Annotated in this window: 14 protein-coding genes; 6 read left to right on the plus strand and 8 right to left on the minus strand. The window is 64.4% G+C overall.

Annotation, left to right across the window (positions count from 1 at the left end; translation table 11 throughout):
• The first annotated feature begins 64 nt into the window (after nt 1-64).
• Complete coding sequence (proB, locus tag LPW39_RS01115; RefSeq protein WP_230770599.1) at nt 65-1,204, plus strand: glutamate 5-kinase; 1,140 nt, start codon at nt 65-67, stop codon at nt 1,202-1,204.
• Nucleotides 1,205-1,295: 91 nt separating this feature from the next.
• On the opposite strand, the gene LPW39_RS01120 is transcribed toward proB, so the two are convergent.
• Nucleotides 1,296-1,994 (minus strand): RNA pyrophosphohydrolase, encoded by a 699-nt coding sequence (locus tag LPW39_RS01120; RefSeq protein WP_133856838.1) that lies wholly within the window; start codon nt 1,992-1,994, stop codon nt 1,296-1,298.
• 92 nt (nt 1,995-2,086) lie between these two features.
• On the opposite strand from LPW39_RS01120, the gene LPW39_RS01125 reads away from it, so the two are divergent.
• The gene (locus LPW39_RS01125; RefSeq protein WP_230770601.1) at nt 2,087-3,826 is read left to right on the plus strand and encodes a proline--tRNA ligase; all 1,740 of its coding nucleotides are present in this window, start codon (nt 2,087-2,089) and stop codon (nt 3,824-3,826) included.
• A gap of 74 nt (nt 3,827-3,900) precedes the next feature.
• Entirely contained in the window at nt 3,901-4,563 is a 663-nt protein-coding gene (locus tag LPW39_RS01130) for a lytic transglycosylase domain-containing protein (protein WP_407928766.1), read from the plus strand.
• Between the two features lie 93 nt (nt 4,564-4,656).
• Here LPW39_RS01130 and LPW39_RS01135 read toward each other — a convergent pair whose 3' ends face one another.
• The 6 genes from LPW39_RS01135 to hemA form a co-directional block, all read right to left on the minus strand.
• Complete coding sequence (locus LPW39_RS01135) at nt 4,657-5,997, minus strand: hemolysin family protein (protein WP_230770604.1); 1,341 nt, start codon at nt 5,995-5,997, stop codon at nt 4,657-4,659.
• A gap of 346 nt (nt 5,998-6,343) precedes the next feature.
• A complete protein-coding gene (grxD, locus tag LPW39_RS01140; RefSeq protein ID WP_021027821.1) occupies nt 6,344-6,664 on the minus strand; it encodes a Grx4 family monothiol glutaredoxin in 321 nt (106 codons plus the stop codon).
• Nucleotides 6,665-6,773: 109 nt separating this feature from the next.
• Nucleotides 6,774-7,640, minus strand: coding sequence for a peptide chain release factor N(5)-glutamine methyltransferase (prmC, locus tag LPW39_RS01145; RefSeq protein WP_230770605.1), 867 nt, complete (start codon nt 7,638-7,640; stop codon nt 6,774-6,776).
• Nucleotides 7,641-7,669: 29 nt separating this feature from the next.
• The gene (locus tag LPW39_RS01150; RefSeq protein WP_230770606.1) at nt 7,670-9,694 is read right to left on the minus strand and encodes a PEP/pyruvate-binding domain-containing protein; all 2,025 of its coding nucleotides are present in this window, start codon (nt 9,692-9,694) and stop codon (nt 7,670-7,672) included.
• Between the two features lie 8 nt (nt 9,695-9,702).
• Nucleotides 9,703-10,788 (minus strand): peptide chain release factor 1, encoded by a 1,086-nt coding sequence (gene prfA / locus LPW39_RS01155; RefSeq protein ID WP_230770607.1) that lies wholly within the window; start codon nt 10,786-10,788, stop codon nt 9,703-9,705.
• A gap of 117 nt (nt 10,789-10,905) precedes the next feature.
• Nucleotides 10,906-12,222: a glutamyl-tRNA reductase gene (gene hemA, locus LPW39_RS01160; RefSeq protein ID WP_230770608.1), complete on the minus strand. Its 1,317-nt coding sequence runs from the start codon at nt 12,220-12,222 to the stop codon at nt 10,906-10,908.
• A 79-nt stretch (nt 12,223-12,301) separates the two neighbouring features.
• Here hemA and LPW39_RS01165 point away from each other — a divergent pair, with 79 nt between their 5' ends.
• The 3 genes from LPW39_RS01165 to LPW39_RS01175 all read left to right on the plus strand — a co-directional run bounded on the left by LPW39_RS01165 (nt 12,302) and on the right by LPW39_RS01175 (nt 15,201).
• Nucleotides 12,302-12,580: a hypothetical protein gene (locus tag LPW39_RS01165; RefSeq protein ID WP_230770609.1), complete on the plus strand. Its 279-nt coding sequence runs from the start codon at nt 12,302-12,304 to the stop codon at nt 12,578-12,580.
• 69 nt (nt 12,581-12,649) lie between these two features.
• Nucleotides 12,650-14,089: a hypothetical protein gene (locus LPW39_RS01170; protein WP_230770611.1), complete on the plus strand. Its 1,440-nt coding sequence runs from the start codon at nt 12,650-12,652 to the stop codon at nt 14,087-14,089.
• Nucleotides 14,090-14,226: 137 nt separating this feature from the next.
• Nucleotides 14,227-15,201, plus strand: coding sequence for a Bug family tripartite tricarboxylate transporter substrate binding protein (locus LPW39_RS01175; RefSeq protein WP_230770613.1), 975 nt, complete (start codon nt 14,227-14,229; stop codon nt 15,199-15,201).
• Between the two features lie 77 nt (nt 15,202-15,278).
• Here LPW39_RS01175 and ugpQ read toward each other — a convergent pair whose 3' ends face one another.
• Nucleotides 15,279-16,052: a glycerophosphodiester phosphodiesterase gene (gene ugpQ / locus LPW39_RS01180; RefSeq protein ID WP_230770615.1), complete on the minus strand. Its 774-nt coding sequence runs from the start codon at nt 16,050-16,052 to the stop codon at nt 15,279-15,281.
• Between the last annotated feature and the right edge of the window lie 114 nt (nt 16,053-16,166).

The raw sequence follows: 16,166 nt of genomic DNA on the forward strand, positions 1-16,166 counted from the left end.
GATTTCTCATGGATGGATAGCTGCTTGCGCTTGCGAGACGGGCGCAATGCCGGAAAAAGCAAAAATGGCATCGAATGTTCTGCGCGACGCACGTCGCATCGTCGTCAAAGTCGGCTCCAGTCTGGTCACCAACGAGGGCAAAGGCCTGGACGAGGGCGCCATCACGGAATGGAGCCGCCAGCTCGCCGCCCTGGTGCATGGCGAGGGTGGTGCAAAGCGCGAAGTGATCATGGTTTCCAGTGGTGCGGTCGCAGAAGGCATGAAGCGCCTGGGCTGGCAGCAGCGTCCCAAGGAAATCCATGAGCTGCAAGCCGCCGCAGCCGTAGGCCAGATGGGCCTGGTCCAGATGTACGAGACCAAGCTGCGCGAACAAAACCTGGGCAGCGCCCAGGTGCTGCTGACCCATGCCGATCTGGCCGATCGCGAGCGCTACCTCAACGCCCGCGTTACCTTGCTGACCCTGCTGCAGCTGGGTGTGGTGCCGGTGATCAACGAAAACGACACGGTCGTCAACGACGAAATCAAGTTTGGCGACAACGACACCCTGGGTGCGCTGGTGGCCAACCTGGTGGAGGCCGATGCGCTGGTGATTCTGACCGACCAAAAGGGCCTGTACACCGCCGATCCCCGCAAGAACCCCGACGCCGAATTTGTGCACGAGGCGCAGGCTGGCGACCTGAAGCTGGAGGCCATGGCCGGCGGCGCAGGCTCTGGCATTGGCAAGGGCGGCATGCTGACCAAGATCCTGGCGGCCAAGCGCGCTGCCGGCTCAGGCGCCTCCACGGTGATCGCCTGGGGGCGTGAGCCGAATGTGCTGCTGCGTCTGGCTGCCGGCGAGGCCATTGGCACGCTGTTGGTGGCCGATACCCACAAGAACCAGGCACGCAAGCAATGGATGATGGACCACTTGCAGATGCATGGCTATGTCATGGTGGATGAGGGTGCCGCTCAAAAGCTGCGCCGTGACGGAAAGAGCCTGCTGCCGATCGGCATGGTGAGCGTGCATGGCGAGTTCTCGCGCGGTGAGGTGATCGGCGTGCGTGATCCGCAAGGCATCGAACTCGCACGCGGCCTGGCCAACTACAGCAGTGCGGAAGCACGGCGCCTGTGCCGCAAGCCATCGGCAGAGTTTGAGCAGCTGCTGGGCTACACCGGCGAGCCCGAGATGCTGCACCGTGACAATATGGTGCTGACGGGGCATTGATCGCGCCGTTAGTGGTGGGTCTACGCCTGCCGCGCAAGCACAAAAAAGCGTCCCGAGGGACGCTTTTTGCATGTTGGCTACTCGTCAGTGGTCAGCCGTTTTGGCGCGGATCACGCCCGGCATTCCCCGGATCCGGGTCAAAGCTGGCGCCAGGCGGTAGCTCCATCTCCTGCATCATGCGCAGTGGCGAGTGGTAGCTGACCACGGTCGTGGTGGTCACCGACACCTGCAAGGTTTCGGTCGGCGCATGCTCCGACTCATGCATCTCACCATCGCGCGTACGCGCATTGCTGCGCAAATAGCGGTTGCGCGGGTCATTGCGTGGCACAAAACGCGACAGCTCGGTCAGAGCCATCTCGTAGACGCCGCGCTTGAACTCCACCACCACATCCAGCGGCACCCAGTAGTCATTCCAGCGCCAGGCATCAAACTCAGGATGGTTGGTGGCACGCAGATTCAGGTCCCAGTCATGCCCCGTTAACTGGAGCAAAAACCAAATCTGCTTTTGTCCGCGATAATAGCCTCTGGCATCGCGGCGGATGAAGCGTTCGGGCACCTCGTACCGTAGCCAATCCCGCGTTCTAGCCACAATACGTACATGCTCCGGTCGCAAGCCCACTTCCTCATGCAGCTCTCGAAACATCGCCTGCTCGGGGGTTTCTCCACGGTCGATACCGCCCTGCGGAAACTGCCAGCTATGGGTGCGGATGCGCTTGCCCCAAAACACCTGATTGCGCTGGTTGAGCAGGATGATGCCGACGTTTGGCCTAAAGCCATCTCGGTCCAGCATAATCTAACCCCAATTTTTTAAACTGTGTCCATTATGCCTGCGCCTTGAAGCCATCTTCAAGGGGGCAACTACTAGGTCCATTGTCATAGACTATGAAAGCTTCGCAATTTCTCATCTCGACCCTGAAAGAAGCGCCTGCGGACGCTGAAATCGCCAGCCACCAGCTGATGACCCGCGCCGGCATGATCAAAAAGCTTGGCGCCGGCATCTACAACTACATGCCGATGGGCTTGCGTGTGATCCGCAAGGTCGAGGCCATCGTGCGCGAAGAAATGAACCGCGCTGGCGCCATCGAGGTAACCATGCCCGTGGTGCAACCGGCAGAGTTCTGGCAAGAGACCGGCCGCTTTGACAAGATGGGTGCGGAGCTGCTGCGCATCCAGGACCGCCACTCGCGTGACTTCGTCATCCAGCCCACCAGCGAAGAGGTGGTGACCGACATCGCACGCCAGGAGTTCAAGAGCTACAAGCAGCTGCCCAAGAACCTCTACCAGATCCAGACCAAGTTCCGCGACGAGCGCCGCCCCCGCTTTGGCCTGATGCGTGGCCGTGAGTTCATCATGAAGGACGCTTACTCCTTCGACAAGGACCGCGACGCCGCCCAGATCAGCTACCAGACCATGCGCGCTGCCTACAAGCGCATCTTTGACCGCTTTGGCCTGCAGTACCGGGCTGTGCGCGCAGACAGCGGCGCCATCGGTGGCGACCTGAGCGAAGAGTTCCAGGTGATTGCCGCGACCGGGGAGGACGCGATCGTCTACTGCCCCAACAGCGACTATGCCGCCAACATTGAAAAGGCCGAAAGCCTGGCGCCTACCCAGCCCCGTGCTGCGGCCGCGCAGGCCATGGCCAAGACGGCCACGCCTGGCAAGAGCACCTGCGCCGATGTGGCCGAGCTGCTGAACCTGCCGTTGGCCAACACCGTCAAATCGCTGGTGCTGGCCACCGACGAGGCCAATGACAAGGGCGACATCCTGAGCTCCCAGGTCTGGCTGCTGCTGCTGCGCGGCGACCATGACATGAACGAGATCAAGGTCGGCAAGGTCGAAGGCCTGGCCAACTTCCGTTTTGCGACGGTGAGCGAGATTGAAGAACACTTTGGCTGCCAGCCCGGCTACCTGGGCCCGATCGGCCTGAAGAAGCCCGTCAAGCTGGTGGTGGACCGCGACGTGGCCGTGATGGCTGACTGGGTTTGCGGCGCCAACGAGGCCGACTACCACTTGACCGGTGTGAACTGGGGCCGTGACCTGCCCGAGCCTACCTTGGTTGCGGACCTGCGCAATGTGGTGGCGGGTGACCTTTCGCCAGACGGCCAGGGCGAGCTGGCCATTGAGCGTGGTATTGAGATCGGCCACGTGTTCTACCTGGGCACCAAGTACTCCAAGGCGATGAAGGCCACCTTCCTGGCCGAAAACGGCAAGCCCAGCGAGTTCGAAATGGGTTGCTACGGCATTGGCGTCACCCGCCTGCCCGCTGCGGCCGTGGAGCAAAACCACGACGAGCGCGGCATCATCTGGCCCGACGCGATTGCGCCTTTCACCGTGGTGATCTGCCCGATCGGCATGGACCGCAGCGAAGCGGTCAAGACTGCGGCTGAAAAGCTACACGCAGACTTGTTGGCCGCTGGTGTCGATGTGATACTGGACGACCGCGGCGAGCGCCCGGGCGCGATGCTGGCCGATTGGGAGCTGATTGGCGTGCCGCACCGTGTGGTGCTGGGCGACCGGGGCCTGCAAGAAGGCATGGTCGAGTACCAGCAGCGCCGCGAGACTGCAGCCACCAAGGTGCCTGTGGAAGAGGTGTTCAGCTTCATCACCAGCCGCTTGGCCTGATGCGGGCATGGGCTGCAAGTGCAGCCCTGCCGCCAGGCGCCGCAAAAAATATTCACCAGAGGGATTGATCCAGGATGTCAGGCTCACGCATTGCTCTACCTGCGGGCGTATCACGCCGCGCGGCCATGGCATCGCTGTTGGCGGGGCCCGGCGCCTGGCTGGCGGCGCCGCAGTCTGCGCATGCCGGTGGCCAGCTGGAGGAGCCGCTGATCGATTCGGTACGCTCGGCGCTGACGGCCGCCATTGGCAGCGCGGCGCCACCGGAGCCGGTGTTTGTCTCGACCGAGGCCAAGATCGTCTACCTGCGCTGGCTGGGCGCGATGAGTGACCGCCTGCGCCGGCGCAAACCCGACTGGGAAGTGCGCCGCGATTTTTTGCAGACCGTCTGGTACGAAGCCCGGCGCGCGCGCCTCGATGAATCGCTGGTGCTGGGCTTGATCCAGGTCGAAAGCGGTTTCCGCAAGTTCGCGATGTCCAATGTCGGCGCCCGTGGCTACATGCAGGTGATGCCATTCTGGACCCGGGTGATCGGTGATGGTGACCCGGCCAAGCTTTTCCACATGCAGACCAATCTGCGCTTTGGCTGCGTGATTCTGCGCCACTACCTGGACCGCGAAAAGGGCGATCTGTTCATGGCACTGGGCCGCTACAACGGCAGCCGCGGCAAGGACACCTACCCCAACCTGGTCTATGGCGCCCAGCGACAGTGGCTGTTTGAGAACAAGGTTGAGGCCTGAAGACGGAGGCCCGCTCCAGCTGCCAGCGCTGCCGCAAAAAGATAGCCACCGCATGCGGTGGCTTTTTCATGGGTGCTGCAGCCTTGCTGGGTCTTAGGCCACCAGGCTGTTGGTGGCTGGCGGCACCGGCGTATCTGGCACCTTGTTCGGGTCCACCATGGTGACCAGCACCTGGTCGATGCGGTAGCTGTCCACATCCATCACCTCGAACTGGTACTTGCCCCAGACCACCTTGTCGGTGCGGCGCGGGATGCGGCGCAGCATTACCATCAGAAAGCCGCCCAGGGTCTCGTACTCGTCGGCATGCGGCAGGTCGTCCAGCAGCAGGGCCCGTTCCACATCCTCGATCGGGGTGATGCCATCGATCAGCCAGGAGGTCTCGTCGCGGCGCACGATCAGCTCCTCATCGACCGGGCCCATCAAGTCGCCCATGACGGTGCTCATCACATCGTTGAGCGTGACCACACCGACGACCAGGCTGTATTCATTGACGATGATGGCAAAGTCCTCATGCGCCTGGCGGAACTGCTGCAGCACCTCGGCCAGGGTCAGCCGGTCGGGGATGACCAAGGCCTTCTTGACCAGGCCTTCGTCGCGCAGCTTCATCGGCAGGTTGTTCAGCGCGCGCTGGAACAGGTCCTTGGCATCGACGTAGCCGACCACATGGTCGATATCACCGGCACAGACCGGGTAGGTCGAAAAAGGCTCCTCGGCAATGCGGGCGCGGATGATGTCGTCGCTGTCGTCCTGGTAGAAGAAGGCGATGCGGTCGCGCTGGGTCATCGCCGAGCCGACGGTGCGCGTATCGAGCTCGAACAGATTGGCAATCACCTGCTGCTCCTGCGCGGCCAGCACGCCGGCCTTGGCGCCGGCTTCGGTCATCGCCAGAATGTCTTCGTAAGTGATTTTTTCATCGCGGATCGTCGACAGGCCCAGCAGACGAAACAGGCCATCGGCCGCCTTGCTGTAGAACCAGACCACCGGCTTGAAGAGGGTCATGCACCATTGCATGGGGCGCGACACCCGCAGCGCCAGCGCCTCGGGCTCCGCCATCGACAGGCGCTTGGGCAGCAGGTCTGCCAGCAGAATGAACAGCGAGGTGACCACGGTGAACGAAAACAGAAAACCGATGGTCTGCGCGGTGGCTGGCTCCAGCCAGCGGCTGGCGATGCCCGCGACAAAGGGACTGAGTGCGCCTTCGCCCACGATACCGCCCAGAATGGCCACCGCATTCTGGCCCACCTGCACGACGGTGAAGTACTCACCGGGCTGCTCCTGGACCTTCATCACACGTTCTGCACGCGGGTCTCCGTCATCCACCATCTGCCGCAAGCGCAGGCGGCGCGAGGCGGCCAGCGATATCTCCGCCATGGAGAAAAAGGCGCTGAAGCTGATCAGCAAGGCAATGACAAAGAGACTCTGCGTAAGATTCATAGACATTCTTGTAGGAGCAGTGCAGACCGGCTGCTCACATTTTTCGGCAAAAGCGGGGGCGGCGCGCGGGGCGCCGCCGGATTGAATCCGTGTTCAATGGTCGCATGCCCGTCTGGAGACTGGCAAGTGCTTTTGGCAGCAGGCGCTCAAAGCCCACAGCGGGCGGGCGGTGCGCGGTTGGTGCTGCGGTGCCAAGCTTACCTCAGCAGCCTGGCTATGGCGGCTGGCAAGGCCATTGTGTGCCGCCATCAGAGGGCCACGCAGCGCAGCCAGCAGCAGCGCACAGGCACAAAAAAGCCGCCTCAAAGGCGGCCTGGGCACATCCGGCAAGCCGGGTGCAGCGCAATCAGAGCGTAGCCACGAGTTGCTGCAGCTCGCCCGATTCGTACATTTCCATCATGATGTCCGAGCCACCGATGAATTCACCTTTGACATACAGCTGGGGGATCGTGGGCCACTGGCTGTAGTCCTTGATGCCTTGGCGGATCTCGGGGTCTTCGAGCACATTGACGGTGGTCAGACCACGGGTCTCCACGCCGCTGGCTTTGAGAATCTGAATGGCACGGCCGGAGAATCCGCATTGCGGAAAGCTGGCTGTTCCCTTCATGAACAGCACGATGTCATGGCCTTTGACCAGCTGGTCGATGCGTTGTTGGGTATCGCTCATGGATGGGCTCCGTCGGGGCGTGTGGGTTGCTATGTAATCGGATCAGCGCTGGGATCAGCTTCCCAGATGTGGGCGGTTTGCCACATATCAAGCGCGGACAGGGTTGCCATTATTTCATGGAAGCCCATCGCCCGCCGCTGGCTCGCTCGATGCCAGCGAGGTCCTTGCGGCTTTGCACCTGGGCAAAACCGCGCTGGGCCAGCAGCGTGCGCACGTCTTCCGCCTGGTCCCAGCCATGCTCGATCAGCAGCCAGCCGCCTTCGCGCAGATAGCCGGGAGCGGTATCGACGATTTGGCGGATGTCGTCCAGCCCATCGGCGCCGCTGGTCAGCGCCTGGCGGGGTTCATGGCGCAGCGCGGGCATGTGCGGGTCGTCGTCGCGGATGTAGGGCGGGTTGCTGACGATGGCATCAAACAGGCCCTGCAGGGCCGACAGCCAGTGGCTGTGCGCCAAGCGCAGCGGCAACTGCAGCCGCTCTGCATTGGCCTGTGCCACCGCCAGCGCATCGCTGCTCGCATCCACTGCCCAGACCTCGGCCGCAGGCCGTGCATGCTGCAAGGCCAGCGCTATCGCGCCGCTGCCGGTGCCCAGGTCAGCCAGGCGCAAGGCTGGCTGGCCCGGAGCCGCATCGGGCAGCAGCTCCAGCGCCCAGTCCACCAGGGTTTCGGTGTCGGGGCGCGGGTCCAGCACGCGGGCGTCCACGGCCAGGTCCAGTCCGTAAAAGCCTTTATGGCCGGTCAGATAGGCCACCGGCTCGCCATCGGCGCGGCGCTGCAGCCATTGCTGCCACTGCGCGGTCTGTGCGCTGCTCAGGCAGTCGCCATCATGCGTGATGAGCCAGGCGCGCGCATGGGTGGGCTGGCCGCAGAGCTGCAGCAGCAGCATCTGCGCATCGATGCGGGCAATACCCAGCGCAGCGGCTTGTGCCAGCGCCTGGCTGACCGTGACGGGGGTGTTCAGGGTGGAAGCATTCATGTCGGTGCGCGGTTCGCTGTGGCTGCGGGCTAGGGGTTGGCGGCCTGCACAAAAGGCCGCGATTGCAGGATCAGGACCTGATCGCCAGCAACCGCCCATTCAATATCCTGGGTGCGGCCACCAAACTGTTTTTCGATCGCAGCGGCGGCATCGGCCAGGCGTTGGACCAGTGCATCGCTCAGCACCTGGCGCTGCGCGACGGCCACTTCCTGCACGCCGCCGCCAGGTGCCAGCCGCAGCTCGGTGTCTTCGGCCGAGCGGCTGAGGACCTGCACGGCCTTGCTGCGGCGCGAGTACAGCACCTGCTCTGCGACCCTCCGGCCTTCCACCACGCGGATGCCGATGCCGCGCTTGGCGGCGATAAACACGCTGTGCGGCGTGTTGCCCAGCGGATCGCGCGTGACCATCACACCCGAGGCCTCGGAATCCACCGCCTTTTGCACCAGCACGGCCATCGCGACGGCGTCCTGCGCAATGCCGGCGGCGCGGCGCGCCTCCCAGGCTTCGAAGTTGAAGACCGAGGCCCAGACCTTGCGCACGGCATTCTGCAAGGCCGCTTCACCCTTCACATTGGGCACGGTCGTGTAGAGGCCGGCACCGCTAAAGCCGGGTAAATCCTCCGAACTGGAGGAGCTGCGCACAAACACGCCAGCCTGTTGCAACTGGCTGGTCCAGCGTGCCTGCAGGCTCTGGGTAAAAGCAGCCTCCAGCGGCATCTGCTCGATCTCAGCGCGCAGCGCTGCCAAGGCACTGCGGCGCAGGGCGGTGTCGTTGTCAAAGCCTGGCTGCTGCTGCATGCGCGCCACTTTTTCCGCCAGACCAAAACGCTGCATCGCGCTGGCATAAACGCCAAAGGGCAGGCAAAAACCATCGGGCACCTGGACCCCGGCAATGCCTCCATGCCGCACCTCTCCCAGGTTGGCAGCCTTGGCCCCACACTGGCGGCGGTGGCTGGCGCGCAGTCCCGCCAGCGGCTGCAGCGCAGTGCTGCGCGTGTCCGTCTGGATGCTTGCGCCCGCCAGGCTGCGCTTGATGGTTGTGCGCTCCATGGCCTGGCGGCGCTCAGCACCGGTGGCAGCTCGCAGCTGGTAGTCCTTGGCGCTGACCGCCACGTGCACCCATTGGCCGTTGTAGGCGGCCAGCAGCTGGCTGGCATCACGCACATAGGCATTGGGTACGCCCCATCCCTTGGCCAGCAGGTTGACATGCGACACCATGGTTGACGGCTGCTCGGTCAGCACGCCTGCCACGGGCGGCAGCGCAATGGGTACCTGGCGCAGCACCACGATGTCGCTGGGCTGCAGGTCCTGCACGTGGTCGATATCGTCCACCAGGCGCAAGCGGCCCACGGCCTGGCCGGTGTTCAACGGCAAAAAGGGCTGCTGGCCGATCAGCGTGCTTTGTGTCAGCGCGGGGATGCCTGCGGCGACGGCCACCAGTTCTTGCGCGCTGGCGTTGGCCTTGAACTGCACGGGCGCAAAAAAGTGGCTGCGCAGCTGGGCTTCGGTTTCGCGCAGCAAGCTGCCGGTCAGCTGGTCGCCTTCCCAGAATTCGTAGACAAAGCCCTCGATCTGCGGCTGCCAGCTCAAGGTGCCCAGGATGAAGCGGCGCCCCGCGTCGCGGTAATTGCGGTTGAGTGCGTCCTTGCCGCCGCGCAGCAAGCCCTGCTCGCGCAGAAAACGGTCGTGCAGCTGGTAACGCGGCGTGTTGATGAAGTAGAGCTTGGCAGTAGGCCGGGCCTGGCGGTCGACCACAAAGATCACATGGGGCTGGGCCAGCGGCGTGCCGGCGTTGTAGACGCGGGCCAGCTGGTCAAAGGCGGCCTGGCTGGGCAGATCGGCGGCAAAGGGCTGGCTGCTATGGTTGGCCATGGCCTGCGCGGGTGCGCTGCTGCCTGGCTTGGCAATCAGCTCCTGCGCTGCGCGCCCATCCTCATACATCGATGGCTTGCGCGCCAGCTGCGCCGAGGCGCTGCTGGCGGCCAGCGCCAGCGTCATGTATCCCGCCGCACGCCAGGCAGCGCGCAACGCCAAACCGGGGTGGTGGCTGGGCATGGCTGGCCTTATTGGTTGACTTCCAGCTCGGCCAGCAACTCGGCCTCGCGTTCGGACTGCAGCGCTTCCATCAGCTCGCTGAGGTCACCGTCCATGATGAAGCTGAGCTTGTACAAGGTCAGGTTGATGCGGTGGTCGGTGACACGGCCCTGCGGGAAGTTGTAGGTGCGGATGCGGTCGCTGCGGTCGCCCGAGCCGATCAGGCCCTTGCGCATGGCTGCCTCCTTGGCGGCGCGCTCGCTGCGTTCCTTTTCCTGGATACGGGCCTGCAGCACCTGCAAGGCCTTGGCCTTGTTGCTGTGCTGGCTGCGGCCGTCCTGGCATTCGGCGACGATGCCGGTGGGCAAGTGGACGATGCGCACCGCCGAGTCGGTCTTGTTGATGTGCTGGCCACCGGCGCCGCTGGCGCGGAAGGTGTCGATGCGCAGATCGGCCGGGTTCAGCGTGATGGCCTGCTGCTCATCGGGCTCGGGCATCACCGCCACGGTGCAGGCGCTGGTGTGGATGCGGCCCTGGGTCTCGGTGGCGGGCACGCGCTGCACGCGGTGGCCGCCCGATTCAAAGCGCAGGGTGCCGTAGACGTTGTCGCCGCCGTCGATGCGCAGCACGACTTCCTTGTAGCCCCCCAGCTCGGCCTCGTTGGCGTTCATGATCTCGACCCGCCAGCCCATGCGCTCGGCGTAGCGGGTGTACATGCGGGTGATGTCGCCGGCAAACAGCGCCGACTCATCACCGCCGGTGCCGGCCCGCACTTCGACAAAGGCGGGGCGGGCATCGTCCGGGTCCCTGGGCAGCAGCATGCGCTGCAGCTGGGCGGCGAGCTGCTGCAGCTCGGCCTCGCCATTGCTGATTTCTTCGCGCGCCATGTCGGCCATGTCCGGGTCGGCCAGCATCTCCTTGGCGCCTTCGATATCGGATTCGACCTGCTGGTAGCGCGCATAGCGCTCGGCCACGGCGGCGACATCGGTGTGCTCCCGCGAGAGCTTGAGGAACTGCGGCATGTTGGCCATGATGTCCTCGCGCGAGAGCAGAAAGTTCAGCTCATTGAGGCGCTCGGCATAGCGTTCCAGCTGTTGGCGGAGAAAGTCTTTCATGGCGGTCTGGTAGGCAGGGCCTGCGCCGTGGCTGCCGCAAATGCAGCGATCAAACAGGCAGGCCGAGAAAAAGAGAGGAGCGGGGAGCGAGCAGGGGCGGCAAGCCGCGCAGCGTCGCTACAAACCCGATTGGTGGCCGTTGCCACCGCCGCGCTGGCTGCGCAGGAACAGGCGCGACACCATGTCCGCAGTCTGGGCACGTGCCTGGGCATCGCCCGCGTGCAGCTCGGCCATCGTGCCATGCAAAATCTTTTGCGACAGGCCGCGCGTCAGCGCATCGAGCACCGCGTCCATGTCTTCGCCCTTGGCCAGGCGCTTCTTGGCACGCTCGATCTCCAGCGCGCGCCAGACATCGGCCTGCGCATTGATCTGCTGGATCAAGGGCACGGCACCGCCCTCGGGGGCGCGCTGGTCCATCCAGTGCATGAAGCGCTGCACGCCGGCATCGATAATGGTTTCAGCCTGCACCACGGCTGCCTGGCGCTGCTCCTGGCCAGCCTTGACCACATGGGCCAGGTCATCCACGGTGTAGAGGTAGATATCGCCCAGGTTCTTGACCTCGGCCTCGATATCGCGGGGAACGGCCAGGTCCACCATGAAGATAGGGCGGCGCTTGCGCTTTTTCAGTGCGCTCTCGACGGCACCCAGGCCGATGATCGGCAGGCTCGACGCGGTGCAGCTGATGATGGCATCGTATTCGTGCAGGTGGTCGGGCAGATCGGCCAGGCGCATCGTGCTGGCGCCAAAGTGGCCGGCCAGTTTTTCACCGCGCTCCAACGTGCGGTTGGCCACGGTGATGTGGGCGGGCTGCTTGGCTGCGAAATGGGTGGCGCACAGCTCGATCATCTCGCCAGCACCTACGAACAGCACGCGGATCTTGGTCAGGTCTTCAAACAGCTGGCCCGCCAGGCGCACGGCAGCGGCGGCCATGCTGATGCTGTGCGCGCCGATCTCGGTGGCACTGCGCACTTCCTTGGCGACGGCAAAGCTGCGCTGGAACAGCTGGTTCAGCGTGGTGCCCAGCGAGCCGGCTTCTTCGGCGGCGCGCACGGCGTTCTTCATCTGGCCCAGAATCTGGGCCTCGCCCAGCACCATCGAGTCCAGACCGCTGGCGACGCGGAAAGCGTGGCGGGCGGCTAGGTCGTTCTGCAAGGTGTAGGTGTAGTGCTTCAGCGCATCGGCTGGCAGGTCGCCGCTCTGGGCCAGCCAGCGCAGGGTGTGGTCAAGCGCCGGCTCTTGGGCGGCGCAGTAGATCTCGGTTCGGTTGCAGGTGGACAGGATGGCGGTTTCCACACCGGCGTGGCTGTGCACACCCGAGATCGTGCTGCGCAAACTCTGCAAAGTTGGCGCAATCTTGTCGAGTGCAAATGCAAACCGGCCGCGAATGTCGACCGGTGCCGTCGTGTGGTTGATGCCCAGGGCCCAAACTGCCATGTCACAGATTATAAAATCTCTGTAAATCCATTGCTTGTCGTATCAGTACCAGCTTGACTTATATCAACCTGCCCGTTCCATGCTTGCCTCCACCAGCCTCTGGCACCTGCTGAATTTCTGCGCCCCGGCCGCCTTTCTGGCGCTGTTGCTGGTGTTGGCCCGCTGGGTGTTTGCACGCAAGGCTACGCCCTTGCTGCCCTGGTATGGCCAGCTGGCGCTGCACTTTCTGGTGGGCTGTGCCGCCCTTTTTGCCGCCCTGCTGTGGCAGGGCCGCGATGGCAGCCTGGTGGGCTATGCGCTGTTGGTGCTGGCCCTGGCCAGCAGCCAATGGGTGGTGCTGGGCAGCTGGCGGCGCTGAGGCCAGTGACTGCAATTATTTCTGAGGCAGAAGCTATACGTTTATTTACAATTCAGACATAATTGTGGGATGACTACCACAACGACCTTGGCAGGCCACCGCTCCCGGTGGCTTTTCTGTATCTGCTTTCTGGCGGTGGGCGTTGTAGCGGCGGCGCTGGTCTGGGGATCGCAGGCCTTGCTGTTTGTAGACACGAATGATTTTCAACGCGTGGTGGGCCATCTCTACCTGACGCCTCTGGGCGACGGTATCCACTGGACGCTGCCCGAGCGCGCGTTCCGCACGCCGGGCAATCCGGAGCTGGCTTCGCATATGTTCACGTTTGCGGGCTGGGTGCAGCGCTTCATGCCGGGTAACGTGTTTGATCTGTCGCGCACGGCGCTGGCGGCCAAATTGCTGCTGCTGGCCTATGCCGGTGTGCTGGCCTGGCAATGCGCTGTGGCGCTGCAGCGCGGTGCGCTGGCCTGGGCGGGGCTGGCGCTGGCCTGGCTGGCGGCGTTCTTCATGGCGCATAACATCGGCATGGCGCAGTCGTTTTATGCCGAATACGCCTGCCTGATCGCACTGCCGCTGCTGCTGCTGGGCATGCTGGCCTCGCGCCGCGCAGTCCGGCTGGCCGGTCTGGGCCTGGGGGCACTGGTGTGTGGCCTGGCCAAGGTGCAGTATTTCTATGTTCCGCTGCTGGCGCTGTTGTGCGTCTGGGCAGCGGGCCGCTGGCAGCGCAGTCCGGCTGACAGGGGGCTGCTCAAGCTGCTGCTGGCGGTGCAGGTGCTGTGCCTGGTGCCGCTGTTGATCGGCAAGAATGCCAGTCTCAATGCCTACCATGGCGTTTACCTGGGCTCCTACATGGTGCTCAGCCCGGCGCAGCTCGATGGCCTGGGCGTGCCGGCCGAGCGCCGTGACTGTATCGGTGTCGATGCCTGGGGGAATGCGCTGTCGGGCCCCGGCGGCACCCAGGTGCAGCACACGGACCGCGATTGCTACCCGGTGACGCCCAAGCTGGGCAAGGGCGATGTGCTGCGGCCCTATCTGCACTACCCGCTGACCCTGTGGCGCCTGGCCCGCTTTGCGCTGCCCAGCCATTTCACGGTGCAGTACTTCCATGTGTTTCCCGGTAACTTCTACCTCCACCGCCACGGGGGCGGTGCCCAGCCGGTGACCGATCTGTTGCAGCAGCTGACGCTACTGCGCGACCGCAGCATCACGCCGCTGGCGCCGCTGTTTCTGCTGGCTGCGCTGGCACTGTTTGCCGCCAGCCGCTGCCATCAGGCCGCCCGCATGCGCCTGCTGGCCGTTGGCGGCCTGCTGCTGGCGCTGTTGGTGGTATCGCAGATCATCATCGTGCTGCTGGGCGAAGGCGTGCGCGACATGAGCAAGCACCTGTGGGCGGCGCAGCTGGCGCTGGATATGCTGGTGCTGCTGGTGGTTGTGCAAAGCCTGGGTTGGCTGGGGCTGCTGTGGCGGCGCAAGACCGCGCCCGCTGCCGAGGCGGCGGCAACTACCGCCTGAAGGCGGCGACGTCAATTCGGAAAAAATGCGAGACAGGCGCTGGTTGTAGAAGCGGGGTGTGCCGGTCATGATGGGTTTTGCAGGCCGCGTTTGCGCTGCCTGCCTCTCTACCGATAACAAACCCAAGGAGACAGACCATGAAGCACATCGCACACGCCTGCCTGGCAGCAGTCGCCGGGCTGGCGTTCAGCGCCGCCGCCCAGGCGCAGCAGCCCTTTCCTACCAAACCGGTGCGCGTGGTCATCGGTTTTCCCGCAGGAGGCCCGCTGGACCAGCATGCCCGCCTGCTGACCGACAAGCTCCAGGGCGTGCTGGGCCAGCCCATCATCGTCGACTACAAACCCGGTGCCGGTGGCGCGGTGGGCGCGCAGGATGTCATGAAAGCGCCGCCCGATGGCTACACGCTGATGCTGGCCAACACCGGGGTGATGGTGATCAACCCCGCGCTTTACCCCAAGCTGCCCTACAGCACCTTGCGCGATTTCACGCCGGTGGCGCGCACGGCCATGCAGCCCCTGGCCTTGCTGGTTAACAACAAGGTACCGGCCAAGAACCTGCAGGAGTTTATTGCCTACGCCAAAGCCAACCCGGGCAAGGTCAACTTTGGCTCGGCCGGCAATGGCGGCATCAGCCACCTGGTGCCCGAGATGTTCAAGAGTGCGACCGGGCTGGACCTGGTGCACATTCCCTACAAGGGCAGTGCGCCGGCCTTTACCGATCTGGTGGGCGGCCAGGTGCAGTTCATGGCCGAGAGCATTCCGCAGGCCGCCGCCTACCACAAGCAGGGCAAGGTGCGTGCGCTGGCCGTCACCAGCAAGGAGCGCAACCCGGCGCTGCCCGAGGTGCCCACCGCCATTGAAAGCGGGCTCAAGGGCTTTGAGGTCGTGGGCTTCTATGGCTTTCTCGCGCCCGCCGGAACGCCCAAGGACGTGGTGGACAAGCTCAGCGCCGCGTTTGGCCAAGTGATGCAGATGCCCGATGTGCGCGGCCGCATGGTGGAGCAGGGCGCTGACCCGGCCTTTCTCGGTGCCGAGGCCTTCCAGCAATTCCTGGCGACGGAGATGCCGCGCTGGGCCGAGGCGGTGAAGGCCTCGGGCACCAAGATGGACTGAGGCGCATCGCGCGCAGACAAAAGCCCGGCATGGCCGGGCTTTTGTCTGGTTGTCAGCCGGTGAAGGCAGCGATAGCTTTACAGCAGTGGGCCGTCCTGAGCCGGGCTGAACAGATCGACCCGGTCAGTGATGATGCCGTCGGTGCCCAGGTCGATCAGGCGCTGGGCAGCCCATTCGTCGTTGACGGTGTAGCTGCTGCAGCGCAGGCCAGCGGCATGGACCTTGGCCACCAAGGCGGCATCCCAGAGTGCATGGTTGAGCACCAGTGCCTGGCAGCCCAGCTCCAGTGCCAGCTGCAGCTCAGTGTCTCCGCTGCCATCGGCCAGCTTGTCGACCAGCAGGCCGCGTGGGATATGCGCTGCCACTTCGCGGGCGCCGCGCAACGAATCGGCCTTGAACGAGGTGAAGAGCGGCGGCACCACGGTTTGCGGCCAGATGCGGTTCATCAGCGCGCCAGTGGCGCGGCCGGTTTCCAGCTCCTGGCCGGGCGTGGGCTTGATCTCTACATTGAGGTAGAGGTGGTTGGCCAGGCACCAGCGGGCGAGCGCTTCCAAGGTGGGCAGGTTTTCGCCCGCATGGCTGCGGGAGTGCCAGCTGCCGGCATCGAGCTGGGCCAGCTCGCCCATGCTCAGATCGCTGCCGGTGCCCTGGGCATTGGTCGTGCGCTTCAGGTCTGCATCGTGCATCAGAAACAGCACGCCATCGCGGCTGAGCTTGGCATCGCATTCGAACATGCGGTAGCCGTGCGCGGCGCCCAGGCGGAAGGCGCTCATGGTGTTTTCGGGCGCCAGTTTGCCTGCGCCGCGGTGGGCCACCCAGCGTGGATAGGGCCAGTTGCTAGAAAGCGTCATATCAGTCTCGATGAGAAAAAAGAAAAGCGCCACAAGTGCTGCACTTGGGCGCTGGTGTTCAAGGGCTCAGCTCAGGAGCCAAGGCGCGGCTGGGGTGCACATCGCCTTGCTGCG

It is taken from the genome of Comamonas koreensis (assembly GCF_021026195.1).
GTDB classification, from domain to species: Bacteria; Pseudomonadota; Gammaproteobacteria; order Burkholderiales; family Burkholderiaceae_C; genus Comamonas; species Comamonas koreensis.

What these genes read in the sequence shown, in the direction of transcription:
- proB (WP_230770599.1), top strand. Translation starts at nt 65, where the DNA reads ATGGCATCGAATGTTCTGCGCGACGCACGTCGCATCGTCGTCAAAGTC.
- LPW39_RS01120 (WP_133856838.1), bottom strand. Translation starts at nt 1,994, where the DNA reads ATGCTGGACCGAGATGGCTTTAGGCCAAACGTCGGCATCATCCTGCTC.
- LPW39_RS01125 (WP_230770601.1), top strand. Translation starts at nt 2,087, where the DNA reads ATGAAAGCTTCGCAATTTCTCATCTCGACCCTGAAAGAAGCGCCTGCG.
- LPW39_RS01130 (WP_407928766.1), top strand. Translation starts at nt 3,901, where the DNA reads ATGTCAGGCTCACGCATTGCTCTACCTGCGGGCGTATCACGCCGCGCG.
- LPW39_RS01135 (WP_230770604.1), bottom strand. Translation starts at nt 5,997, where the DNA reads ATGAATCTTACGCAGAGTCTCTTTGTCATTGCCTTGCTGATCAGCTTC.
- grxD (WP_021027821.1), bottom strand. Translation starts at nt 6,664, where the DNA reads ATGAGCGATACCCAACAACGCATCGACCAGCTGGTCAAAGGCCATGAC.
- prmC (WP_230770605.1), bottom strand. Translation starts at nt 7,640, where the DNA reads ATGAATGCTTCCACCCTGAACACCCCCGTCACGGTCAGCCAGGCGCTG.
- LPW39_RS01150 (WP_230770606.1), bottom strand. Translation starts at nt 9,694, where the DNA reads ATGCCCAGCCACCACCCCGGTTTGGCGTTGCGCGCTGCCTGGCGTGCG.
- prfA (WP_230770607.1), bottom strand. Translation starts at nt 10,788, where the DNA reads ATGAAAGACTTTCTCCGCCAACAGCTGGAACGCTATGCCGAGCGCCTC.
- hemA (WP_230770608.1), bottom strand. Translation starts at nt 12,222, where the DNA reads ATGGCAGTTTGGGCCCTGGGCATCAACCACACGACGGCACCGGTCGAC.
- LPW39_RS01165 (WP_230770609.1), top strand. Translation starts at nt 12,302, where the DNA reads ATGCTTGCCTCCACCAGCCTCTGGCACCTGCTGAATTTCTGCGCCCCG.
- LPW39_RS01170 (WP_230770611.1), top strand. Translation starts at nt 12,650, where the DNA reads ATGACTACCACAACGACCTTGGCAGGCCACCGCTCCCGGTGGCTTTTC.
- LPW39_RS01175 (WP_230770613.1), top strand. Translation starts at nt 14,227, where the DNA reads ATGAAGCACATCGCACACGCCTGCCTGGCAGCAGTCGCCGGGCTGGCG.
- ugpQ (WP_230770615.1), bottom strand. Translation starts at nt 16,052, where the DNA reads ATGACGCTTTCTAGCAACTGGCCCTATCCACGCTGGGTGGCCCACCGC.